Consider the following 10,470-nt stretch of genomic DNA (forward strand, 5'->3'; position numbering starts at 1 on the left):
GGTCGAAGACAATAATAAAAAAAATAATTGGATCGGGATTAGCACTTTCTTTACTATTAGGTGGAGCAGCTTTTAACTCTACTGCAACTAAAGCAGCTCCAATTAATGAGGAAACTATTGCCGTAGAATCCTCAAATGAAAATATTCAGCCACCACAAGAATTTTTCGCCGCAGCAGGACGAGCTGTAGCTGCAGCAGGTGCCTTTAGTGTTGGAAAAGCAGTTGGTAAAGCAGTTGCTAATGCTGCCTTTGGAAACAACAGCACTAATAGTCTTGATTATGAAGACATAAATATAACTTTTGACTATTAATTGTTTGTTTACTATGCAAAACATAATTACGAGCCTTTCTTACTACAAAGTAAGAATTGGCTCGTTTAACTATGTAACTATAAAATTCATTACATATATATAATTAATATTTTATACCTTAAATAAAAAAACATAAACTTTTATCTTGAAATCAATAAAAGCTTAAAAAAATTAGTGAGGTGATAATAATGTGGAAAAAATTAATAGCTGGATTATTATGTACAGCTTTCATATTTCATTTTGCCATAACCCTTATTTATAATACTCCATCTAATCCTATAAAAGCTAAATACAATAAACAATTATCAGCCTATATGGATCCTATTTTCACTCAAAACTGGAGACTATTTGCTCCTGCACCAGTAACAACAAATAGTAAATTTTTTGTAAAAGCCAAAATCAAATCAGATAATGATACTACGACTACTGGTTGGATCGATATTGTTGACTACATGATTAAGGAAAATCAAGAAAATAGATTTACACCATATAATCGTTTATTACGAATTCCTAGAGGTGCATTTGCTTTAAGACAAGAAAGCGATGATACAATGCAAGAGGTTATCAAAAAAATAAACAACGGGAAATTAGATAAAGAAGAATATAAACATTTAGTTGAAAATGAAAGAAGTAAAAATGCTGAAAAAATATCAAATAATTTATTAAACAGATACGCTGAAGCACATCTTAAAAGCGCCTATCCTAATAAAGATATTATAGAATTTAAAATTCTTCTTGTAGAATCTAACCCGATACCTTTCTCAAAAAAAGAAGAAAAAAATCCTAATAATGAAAAACGTTATATTGAACTTGATTGGGCAAAACCACAAAATGTTATATCTATGTTCTAGTACAAAGGAGTGAAAGACAATGATTAATAAGTTGATTTTATTAAATCAAAAAAAACATATGCTTATAGGAGCTAGTCTAATCCGAATTGCATTTGGATTTATCATTCTTTATAACTATACAATTCATTACTCACAACGTTACTTTTTATGGGGATCTAATGGCTTAATGAGTATGGGAAACCTAAGTCCAGAAGAACGTTTTTTCAACAATTTTTCTCTATATAGTCTCAGTACATCTAACTTATATTTCAATATTATCTATCATTTAGGAATTTTAATAGCAATACTTTTTTTATTTGGTTATAAAGGAAAAATAATATCATTCCTAAATTTCATTTTCATCTGGTCTTTAATGACTCAAAATAATATTATATTAGATGGTGGAGATAATATTTCTCGTATATTACTATTCTATTTATTATTCGCTAATACTACTCAATACTTTTCATTAGACTCTTATTTAAAAAATAAAAAAAATATAAATCCATCTACAACTACTAATACTGAAAATATTTCTTTAAGAAATTTATTACATAACTTATCCATACTCGCATGTCTTGTTCAAGTAAGTATACTATATCTTACTTCAGGTCTTCATAAAGCAATGGGTGAATTATGGCAAAATGGTACGGCTTTATATTACGTTTTACAAGTTGATGAATTCTCTCATCCTTTCTTCAAGAACTTAATACATTCATCTGATCTAATGTTAGTTACAGGATCTTATATAACAGTAATTGTACAATTAGCTTTTCCATTTTTATTATTTAATAAAAAAACAAAATATATTGGTATGATGGGCATAATTGGTATGCATCTAGGTATCGCTATAGTAATGGGACTCTTTAGCTTTTCATTTATTATGATATCTAATCAACTTCTATTTTTAACAGATAAAGAATATAAATCCATATTTACTTATTTAAAACAAAAATATAACAAAGTTTTAACTATTATACAAAAGAGGAAAAAATCACCAGCCGAAATTCACCAACAACTATAAAACCAAAATAAAAATAACACTTTACATAATTCCTATTTCAAATATAAAGTGTTATTTTTTTTATGCTTTTCGAACAACTGCTAAATAAACAGACGAAGCTATACTTTGAATAAAAAATACAAGCATTACGTAATAAATAAAATATTCCTTATCCATTAACTTAAATATTGCTACAACTACTACTCCAATTAAAATACCAAACGATAAAATCTTATAAGATAAAGACTTCACCTTAAAAATAAGTATTTGACCTCTCTCATCTTTCGACTCCATCTGCCGTTCAAAAGATGCTTTATAAAACTCTGCGATAAAAACTAATGCAACTAAAACCAAAACAAAAGTTACAGCAATATTACCCATTATTTATCCTCCTCATAACGAAATACATCATTTATATCTTTTTCCAACGAATTAGCAATTTTAAAAGCCAATACTAAAGAAGGGTTATATTTATTTTTTTCTAAAGCTACTATAGTTTGTCGACTAACATTTACTTCATCTGCTAATTGCTGTTGTGTCCACTTTTTTTCAGCTCTTCCTACCGCTATATTATTCTCAAGCATGTCTTCCCTCTCTTCTATCGGATAATTTCCACTAATTGGATTGTAATATATTTCATACAAAAAGTAAATAATTTTTTACAATTAAACTGAAAAGTAAAACAAATAAAACCCTAATCAAAAATTTATAAATAAAAAACCAATTCCTATAAATCGAAAGAATTGGTTTTTTATTAAAAAATAATAAAGAATATATAATTTCTTACTAAGTATATATTCTTTACTTATATTTATTTAAAACACCTTCATAATAAGATACAACAGAATGCTTTGAATATTCTTTGTGAGTCAAATATAAAATCCCTTTATAAATACCATCATCATATAAAAAATCATTTGGTATTTTTAATGATGGACCAAGAGGAGAAACAGGAAATACTTTAAAACAACTTTTTACATATTTATTTTCTTCTACATTTTTTTCGATGTCTTTGCATATCCCATTATTAACATAATAAGATTCATCTGCGCGTATAGAATTTCCTCCTATAACAAAAGAAACTAATACTAACAAACTTAAAACACTTTTTTTAAACATATGAATCCCCCTTTATAATATTTGTATCTATCAAAAATAACTTATTTAAAAAGTTACATAACAAATACAAATATTTACCTAATTCCCCAAAAAACCACAAAAACCTTTTTGAAATTTATAAAATAAAAAAATATAATCAACAAATTTTAAAAAAATACTATTTCCAAAACTCATACCATCTCTTATCTTTACTTGCTGAGATCATCCTCTTAACTTCTTGAACTTCTCTAATTGTTTTTAAAAGTATTTCATCACGACTTTGATTCTTCACTATCTCTTCGCTAGAGTTCATTGCTATAAACTTCTGAGAATCCTGTATCGATTGTATAGCGTTCAATAATTCCAATTCTCTTTGTATAAATCTTTCATCTTGATCCATTAATCGTTTAGTTAATTCCTGAAGTAAATCATTTTGCTTTTCAATGATCTCTTTTTGCTCTTGGATCATCGTCTGTAGCGGTGTAGCGTTGAAATTAGGTTCTTCATAGCGCTCAACATCATGTCGTTCTAATGACAATACTTCAACACCTTGATGCCATGATACTATTTGCTTTGTAGCATTTTCTAATGTCATGTCTGTGTCGTTCTTTAGATTTATAACCCTACGAAACACCATTACATCACTTTCTCTATACTTCCTATGCCCACGTTCATTCTTAATAAAAGTATAACCCTCTTTTTCAAGGACATCAGCATACTTACGTAATGTACTAGATTGGATACCTAATTGCTCTGCCACATCACTAGGACTATATAGCGTCTTCATAGCATTTCACCTCAAAAAATATATTCGCTATAGCAATGATATACCCTTTTTCCTAATAATTCACGTACCACTTGTTTCAAATTCTTAATTTCCATAACCTTTACATAATAGATTTATATAATTCCTATTACAAACTCAATTTTAAAATTAAATACTCATAACAACCAAATCTTTTTTATTTATACAAAATTTCATGCAAAAAAAAGAAGAATCCTTGTTTATACAAGAATTCTATGAAAAAACTTACTACCGATAATAAGACGTTATATTAACTAACCATAAATAAGTATTCATCACAAAAAATCCAGATCTTTGCTTATCATTTTACATAATCCCACTTTGGTTTTTGCCCTTTTCTGGGGGTTCCGTCCTACACTTTTTATTCCACGGTTCACTTGACCATGAGCCTCTACACCCTCAAACTCCCAAAGATAACCCCAGCGGGCAAAAACCGCCCTTCTGGGGCCACCTCTGGTGAGTTTGCATGAGGGTGCCCCTCATGGTCAAGTGACTTTCGCGGCATAAACGTTACAGACTCAGTGATCGACCCTTCCCTAGTTGTTCCCCCATGTATTCCTATTACAAAACCTCTCATATCTAAATTAATATATTGTATAATGTACTTGATTCTATGTGGTATCACATAGAATCAAGTACATATGCTCCCCTCCGGGGAGCCCGGTTTATCGCCTTAACGGCTTTAAACCGGGAAGATCAAGAGCACCTGACGAATCGTTTTACCGTCCTTCGTCCTGTAAAACTCAAGCAGGGCAAAATCCGCCTACCTTGGCATGAAAAAGCTAACGCTTTCCATGCCAAGGTCAGACGCATTCATTTTTGATTCGCGCTGCGCTTGAATCAAAAACAAGCTCGGCAAGCCGAGTGAATGGTCTTCAGGCGGATTTTGCCCTGCGGGATTTCGCATTCCTGGAAGCACTGCATCAGGAATGCCTCTTTTTCTAATTCAGCTTTCGCTTCTTAGAAAAAGACAAAGAGGATTCGCCCATGGCAAACTCTCTTTGTCTCAACAGATCATGTATACTTCGCATACATGATCTGTAAAAGTTATTCTTCTCTCAATTAAACAAGTAAATCCATAATCATATTCATAGCGAAGACAGCAAGCTTCGCTATGTCTTCCCAAAAATACAAGATCGTATAAAAGCAAAGACAAAAAAGATTCCCTAAGATTCGTCATTTAAGACCCTAGAACCCCTCTAGATTAAATTCTTTTATAAAAAAGTAGTTTTATATAGCCCTTCATCAAAAAAATGAAATACAGCCCTTCTGAGGCTTTTAAAACAAATCTATTCCCTCTACTTTTGAGGTAGAGGTTGGCCGGGGTGTGGGGAGACCCCACGTATTGCGTATCTAAAAATAGATAAATAATCTATTGGAGAACGTTAGACCAAGCGATTTGGCTCGTATAATGAATAGCTCAAGCCGATATGTCTAAATCCCACTTTTGAGTTTATCGGCTTGGCGATGAAAGCAAACGAGCCAAAAAAAGTTTGGCAAGGATGTTAGAAAAAAGAAAAGTCTTCGACTTTAGCCGAGGATTGACGAGGCGACTTTTTTCTAGCAAAGGTGGAGATTTTTAAGCCGGGTTTGCTTAAAAATACTACCTGTTCCTTGCGGAACTTTTAGCTCTTTATATAGAGAGTGAGAAGGGAACAGCATACGTAACTATAAAAAAGCCTTTAATACCAAGGGATTTGGGATTTTTTATAGTTATCGAATTCGATAACTTTAGTTATCGAATTCGATAACTATAAAGTTATAAAAAAACCTGTATGAAATTCATACAGGTTACACTAATTTTATAGGTAAATTTTTTAATTCTTTAGGTTTTCTTATAAACATAGTTTGTAGTGTTTGATTAATATTGTCACGATCTCCACAAAGAATTACATTAGGATTTATATACAATGCATACATTCTAGCATTAATTCCATCCCTACCGGATTCAAAACGCCCAATTAGCCCTTTTTCAATTAATTGCTTTACTAGTCTACTAACTGTATTTTTACTAGATCCTATTTTTTCTGCAATTTCAGTTTGAGTCATGGGTAATTGTTCTTTTGCATTAATATCATGAACAATACAATTCGAACGAAAACCTATAAACCCAATAATTTTATTTAAAAACATAATTTCTTCGTTTTTTAAATAATTATTTTGAATGAGATATAACCAATTCTCTTGAATAATTTGAGCAAATTTAGCTTTATTTTTTACTTTCCGTTCAGGTACCAACTTCATTCCATGTAAATTAGCTTTTGCTTGAAGTTCATTTGCTATGTACATCTCTTCTTCTGACAATATCTTCGAATTCTCGATATCTCTCAATCTTGAATTCCTTTCAGCTTGTTTTAAATTGATAGTATTTGTCATAACTTTTCTCCTCGTTCCTAGTATTTACAACTAGTACGGAGACTTTTTTTATGCTATTATGTAATTAGAAATTTATAAGAATAAAAAAGCCTCTCATTATAGTTGTTTCTCGACAATTCAATTATATCATGATTGGCTTTTTTTGTTATAACTAATAGAAAAAGAGTCCTGTACATAGGACTCTTTTTCTGCTTATGAAAGTAAACTTTTAAATATTAGTTTACATTCGTTCCCCCTTAAACATTGACTTATGACCAAATCCCCTGATATCTTCAATTTATACAACAAAAGTATACATTCAAAATACTATAAAATAAGAGGTCAAAATCCATGAATAAAAAACCACATCTCATTGATGTCCAACCTATCCGTAGCAAAGAACAGATCGAAGATATGAAATGGGCCCTTAAACGTCATTGTTCCGAAAGAGACTATATTCTCTTTCTTATTGGAATTCATACCGGACTACGTGTAAGTGATCTACTCCAACTCGAAACACAAACCATAATAAAACTAAAACGGAAAAAACGAAAAGAATTTAAAATCAGGGAAGGAAAAACGAAGAAAGAACGTATCATTAATCTTACTTCTATTTTTGATGAAGTATACTCTTATGCCCAAACACTAAAAAGCATCTGGTTATTCCCTTCTCGAAAAGGAGAACGACCAATTAGTAAGATTCAGGCTTATCGACAATTGCAAAAAGCCGGAGATTTTGCCAGTATAGAATCTATTGGGACCCATACTATGCGAAAAACCTTCGGCTATTGGTTCTATAAACAAACAAAAAATGTCGCTATGTTGCAGGAAATCTTAAATCACAGCACACCACAAATTACACTTAAATATATTGGGATTAGTAAAGAAGAAAAAGATAATATCCTAGATACATTTTTTATTTAATCTAAATCTTAAAAAGAGACATTTTATAAATTTATAAAATGTCTCTTTTTGAGATGAGAGAGAAAAAATGTAATCTAATATTTTATTTTTTTATCTAAATAACAATCACAACATTCCCAATGCGGAGGAATCCATTTATAATACCCAGGCTTTAACTGACATATATCTGGTTTATAACAATCATTTTTAGATATTGGAGGATATTGATTATCCATTTGAAATGGAAATGGATTGTTTGGATATTGATTATCTATTGATGATGGAAGTGGGTTGTTTGGATATTGATTATCTATTGATGATGAAAATGGATTGTTTGAATATTGATTATCTATTTGAAATGGAAATGAATTGTTTGGGTATTGATTATCTTTTGATGATGGAAATGGATTGTTTGGATATTGATTATCTATTTGAAATGGAAATGAATTGTTTGGGTATTGATTATCTAAATTATTCATTTTTAATACCTCTTTTATATTTTTATTAGCAACAATGTACAATATTAAATAAATAAAAATAGAAAGCAAGTCTATTCTATTTGTGATTATATTATCTAAAAATATATAAAATAATCACATTAAAAGTTCTATAACATTTTCAATAAAAAAATTTACTTTTAATTTATTTAATAAGTATAATTTTAGATTTGCCCTCCTAAATGTTCATACACATAATTTAAACAAAAAAATAAACTTAAAAATTCTAATTGTTTTTTTTATCAATATCTATGTCCATGCCCACCAAAACCTTGCCCTTGCCCCTGTGGCATTTGAAAAAATTGAACAGCTGCACCTGAAAGTTGGGAACCTGAAACCTGTGTTAATCCAACTACAGGATTACCACCAATCCCTAAAGGAAACACTATTGTAACCATTTCTTGACCAGATGGAGTAAAGCTAACTCTATGAATAAAAACACGTGTACCTGACTGAAGAGTTTGCCCATTAGCTAATGTAACAGATTGAGGGATAGTAAATAATTGACCTACTAAATTTTGAAATTGTTGTTGACGAAAATCATCTACATAATCATATTCAGAAGTATTTTGATAATACATAACTAACCAACCTCTTTCTATTTAAATTTACACATTATATTTACCTATATATTCGATAGGCTTTTTCTATGTCTAGACAATATACCTAAATTTAATATAAAAACTTTTAACAGCATAAACTAAAATTAGTAAAATCTAATAAATATATATTCTACTTACTATTGTCTACCCTAATCTATTTATTCTAACAGTTCACCCAAACATGAACCTCTACACACCCAAATTCAAATCACTTTCCTAACATAAACACCCCGGAATTTAAAATTTCTACTTCCACAATGTATAAAATCATGATAAAGAAAAAAAGCGAAATCCATTGATATAACGCCTTTTTTCTTTTCTGTCAATAATAGATCATTATGTTAACTCTCTATAAATATAATATTCATAGATAATTTCTCTTTTATTATTAAGAGTAAAAAAAAGGCATCAATTATTTAATTAAAATAGCTACTTCTTTCTTTTCTATAAATTTAAACACTCCATGCTTTATGCTACATATGATCATTTTGACCTCCTGCAAAACAATCAATTATTCCCCCAATCATTTGTGTTTTACATCAATTGACTTTATTTTAATCTTTTAACAGATATAACTATTTGATTTAAAAACTATAATCTTATTCTCAAAACATTATTTATATCACCCATGTCATTAAAATAAAAAGTAACAAAAATTCATTACATCTAAAAACTACATAAAAACATAAAAAGAAAACAATAATTTCAAAAGTATGTTTTTTAAATTTAAGTATTAATATATTTTTATATCTTTATATAATTATGATATTTATTTATATAATTATGCTGAATTGTTACATTTTTTTTAAGAATATAACAATCCGTTGTCTTTTTTTACAAAATTCAAAAATTTAGAATTTTATGTGTACTTATTATCCTTTAAATGTAATAATCTGGATGTATCATATTTTTTACAAGAAAATATTAGGAGGTTTTTCAAAATGAAGAACAAATTAATTGGATCAGGATTGGCATTATCTGTACTATTAGGTGGAGCAGCTTTTAACTCTACTGCAGCTAAAGCTGCACCAATCGATGAAGCAAAAAATATTACTGTAGAATCAAACCAAAACATTGAACCACCAAAAGAATTCGCGGCAATATTAGGACGAGCTGCAGCAAAAGGAGCTGCTTGGGGAGTTGGATGGGTTGCAGGTGAAAAAGCTGCAAATGCTCTATTTGGAAGTAGTTCATCAGATGCTCCTAGCTATGAATACGAAGATGTAAAATCATCTTTCGATCAATAAATCCTATAAAAGTAAATCTAAAGGAGTATTAAAATGAAAAATAAATTAATTGGATCAGGGTTAGCACTTTCTTTACTATTAGGTGGAGCAGCTTTTAACTCTACTGCAGCCAAAGCTGCACCAATCGATGAAGCAAAAAATATTACTGTAGAATCTGCAAACCAAAACATTGAACCACCAAAAGAATTCTTGGCTGTTGCAGGTCGCCTTGCAGCAAAAGGAGCTGCTTGGGTAGGGGGATATTTAGCAGGTGAAAAAGCTGCACGAGCAGTAATTGGAAGTAGTTCATCAGATGCTCCTAGTTATGAATACGAAGATGTAAAATCATCTTTTGATCTGTAGATTTATTCTTTAGGAGGTCGAAGACAATAATAAAAAAAATAATTGGATCGGGATTAGCACTTTCTTTACTATTAGGTGGAGCAGCTTTTAACTCTACTGCAGCTAAAGCTGCACCAATCGATGAAGCAAAAAATATTACTGTAGAATCTGCAAACCAAAACATTGAACCACCAAAAGAACTCTTAGCTGTTGCACATCGCCTTGCAGCAAAAGGAGCTGCTTGGGTAGGGGGATATTTCGCACATCAAAAAGCTGCACGAGAAATAACTGGAAGTAGTTCATCAGATGCTCCTAGTTATGAATACGAAGATGTAAAATCATCTTTTGATCTGTAGATTTATTCTTTAGGGGGTCGAAGACAATAATAAAAAAAATAATTGGATCGGGATTAGCACTTTCTTTACTATTAGGTGGAGCAGCTTTTAACTCTACTGCAACTAAAGCAGCTCCAATTAATGAGGAAACTATTGCCGTAGA

15 protein-coding genes are annotated in these 10,470 nt (G+C 30.3%); 6 read left to right on the forward strand and 9 right to left on the reverse strand.

Going from position 1 to position 10,470, the window contains the following annotated elements; genetic code table 11:
• The 3 genes from D1166_RS31530 to D1166_RS30530 all read left to right on the forward strand — a co-directional run.
• Window positions 1-311 (forward strand): hypothetical protein (locus D1166_RS31530; RefSeq protein WP_165851693.1); only part of this gene is annotated, 311 nt, incomplete at its 5' end.
• 188 nt (window positions 312-499) lie between these two features.
• Window positions 500-1,162 (forward strand): DUF5819 family protein, encoded by a 663-nt coding sequence (locus tag D1166_RS30525; RefSeq protein WP_098283264.1) that lies wholly within the window; start codon window positions 500-502, stop codon window positions 1,160-1,162.
• Between the two features lie 19 nt (window positions 1,163-1,181).
• Complete coding sequence (locus tag D1166_RS30530) at window positions 1,182-2,165, forward strand: HTTM domain-containing protein (RefSeq protein ID WP_098283263.1); 984 nt, start codon at window positions 1,182-1,184, stop codon at window positions 2,163-2,165.
• A 60-nt stretch (window positions 2,166-2,225) separates the two neighbouring features.
• On the opposite strand, the gene D1166_RS30535 is transcribed toward D1166_RS30530, so the two are convergent.
• The 5 genes from D1166_RS30535 to D1166_RS30560 all read right to left on the reverse strand — a co-directional run bounded on the left by D1166_RS30535 (window position 2,226) and on the right by D1166_RS30560 (window position 6,423).
• Complete coding sequence (locus D1166_RS30535) at window positions 2,226-2,525, reverse strand: hypothetical protein (protein WP_098283262.1); 300 nt, start codon at window positions 2,523-2,525, stop codon at window positions 2,226-2,228.
• Entirely contained in the window at window positions 2,525-2,728 is a 204-nt protein-coding gene (locus tag D1166_RS30540; protein WP_070179076.1) for a helix-turn-helix transcriptional regulator, read from the reverse strand. The genes D1166_RS30535 and D1166_RS30540 overlap by 1 nt, the downstream gene beginning before the upstream one ends.
• 217 nt (window positions 2,729-2,945) lie before the next feature.
• Window positions 2,946-3,263, reverse strand: coding sequence for a hypothetical protein (locus D1166_RS30545; RefSeq protein WP_098283261.1), 318 nt, complete (start codon window positions 3,261-3,263; stop codon window positions 2,946-2,948).
• Window positions 3,264-3,420: 157 nt separating this feature from the next.
• Entirely contained in the window at window positions 3,421-4,029 is a 609-nt protein-coding gene (locus D1166_RS30550) for a DUF3967 domain-containing protein (protein WP_118043542.1), read from the reverse strand.
• Window positions 4,030-5,838: 1,809 nt separating this feature from the next.
• Window positions 5,839-6,423 carry a MarR family winged helix-turn-helix transcriptional regulator gene (locus D1166_RS30560; protein WP_025690064.1) on the reverse strand — a complete coding sequence of 195 codons (585 nt, stop codon included), beginning with the start codon at window positions 6,421-6,423 and terminating at the stop codon, window positions 5,839-5,841.
• 330 nt (window positions 6,424-6,753) lie between these two features.
• Between D1166_RS30560 and D1166_RS30565 the strand changes: the two genes are divergently transcribed.
• A complete protein-coding gene (locus D1166_RS30565) occupies window positions 6,754-7,326 on the forward strand; it encodes a tyrosine-type recombinase/integrase (protein ID WP_098283270.1) in 573 nt (190 codons plus the stop codon).
• Window positions 7,327-7,400: 74 nt separating this feature from the next.
• On the opposite strand, the gene D1166_RS31085 is transcribed toward D1166_RS30565, so the two are convergent.
• Together D1166_RS31085 and D1166_RS30575 are read right to left on the reverse strand one after the other, a co-directional pair.
• Window positions 7,401-7,784 (reverse strand): hypothetical protein, encoded by a 384-nt coding sequence (locus D1166_RS31085; RefSeq protein ID WP_133300475.1) that lies wholly within the window; start codon window positions 7,782-7,784, stop codon window positions 7,401-7,403.
• A 260-nt stretch (window positions 7,785-8,044) separates the two neighbouring features.
• Entirely contained in the window at window positions 8,045-8,383 is a 339-nt protein-coding gene (locus tag D1166_RS30575; protein WP_098757789.1) for a hypothetical protein, read from the reverse strand.
• A gap of 962 nt (window positions 8,384-9,345) precedes the next feature.
• On the opposite strand from D1166_RS30575, the gene D1166_RS30580 reads away from it, so the two are divergent.
• Window positions 9,346-9,651 (forward strand): hypothetical protein, encoded by a 306-nt coding sequence (locus D1166_RS30580; RefSeq protein WP_098283267.1) that lies wholly within the window; start codon window positions 9,346-9,348, stop codon window positions 9,649-9,651.
• 33 nt (window positions 9,652-9,684) lie between these two features.
• Window positions 9,685-9,993, forward strand: coding sequence for a hypothetical protein (locus tag D1166_RS30585; RefSeq protein WP_098283266.1), 309 nt, complete (start codon window positions 9,685-9,687; stop codon window positions 9,991-9,993).
• Here D1166_RS30585 and D1166_RS30590 read toward each other — a convergent pair.
• Window positions 9,950-10,156, reverse strand: coding sequence for a hypothetical protein (locus D1166_RS30590; RefSeq protein WP_098283265.1), 207 nt, complete (start codon window positions 10,154-10,156; stop codon window positions 9,950-9,952). The two genes, D1166_RS30585 and D1166_RS30590, sit on opposite strands and share 44 nt — an antisense overlap.
• A gap of 128 nt (window positions 10,157-10,284) precedes the next feature.
• Window positions 10,285-10,470: hypothetical protein (locus D1166_RS31535; protein ID WP_165851694.1), on the reverse strand; the 186-nt coding region annotated here is incomplete at its 5' end.

The organism is Bacillus sp. ISO11 (genome assembly GCF_003458115.1).
In the GTDB taxonomy this organism is placed as follows: domain Bacteria; phylum Bacillota; class Bacilli; order Bacillales; family Bacillaceae_G; genus Bacillus_A; species Bacillus_A cereus.

Coding starts and splice junctions, on each gene's coding strand:
- D1166_RS30575 (WP_098757789.1), bottom strand. CDS start 8,383: ATGTATTATCAAAATACTTCTGAATATGATTATGTAGATGATTTTCGT.
- D1166_RS30540 (WP_070179076.1), bottom strand. CDS start 2,728: ATGCTTGAGAATAATATAGCGGTAGGAAGAGCTGAAAAAAAGTGGACA.
- D1166_RS30580 (WP_098283267.1), top strand. CDS start 9,346: ATGAAGAACAAATTAATTGGATCAGGATTGGCATTATCTGTACTATTA.
- D1166_RS30545 (WP_098283261.1), bottom strand. CDS start 3,263: ATGTTTAAAAAAAGTGTTTTAAGTTTGTTAGTATTAGTTTCTTTTGTT.
- D1166_RS30590 (WP_098283265.1), bottom strand. CDS start 10,156: ATGTTTTGGTTTGCAGATTCTACAGTAATATTTTTTGCTTCATCGATT.
- D1166_RS30535 (WP_098283262.1), bottom strand. CDS start 2,525: ATGGGTAATATTGCTGTAACTTTTGTTTTGGTTTTAGTTGCATTAGTT.
- D1166_RS31085 (WP_133300475.1), bottom strand. CDS start 7,784: ATGAATAATTTAGATAATCAATACCCAAACAATTCATTTCCATTTCAA.
- D1166_RS30530 (WP_098283263.1), top strand. CDS start 1,182: ATGATTAATAAGTTGATTTTATTAAATCAAAAAAAACATATGCTTATA.
- D1166_RS30525 (WP_098283264.1), top strand. CDS start 500: ATGTGGAAAAAATTAATAGCTGGATTATTATGTACAGCTTTCATATTT.
- D1166_RS30565 (WP_098283270.1), top strand. CDS start 6,754: ATGAATAAAAAACCACATCTCATTGATGTCCAACCTATCCGTAGCAAA.
- D1166_RS30550 (WP_118043542.1), bottom strand. CDS start 4,029: ATGAAGACGCTATATAGTCCTAGTGATGTGGCAGAGCAATTAGGTATC.
- D1166_RS30585 (WP_098283266.1), top strand. CDS start 9,685: ATGAAAAATAAATTAATTGGATCAGGGTTAGCACTTTCTTTACTATTA.
- D1166_RS30560 (WP_025690064.1), bottom strand. CDS start 6,423: ATGACAAATACTATCAATTTAAAACAAGCTGAAAGGAATTCAAGATTG.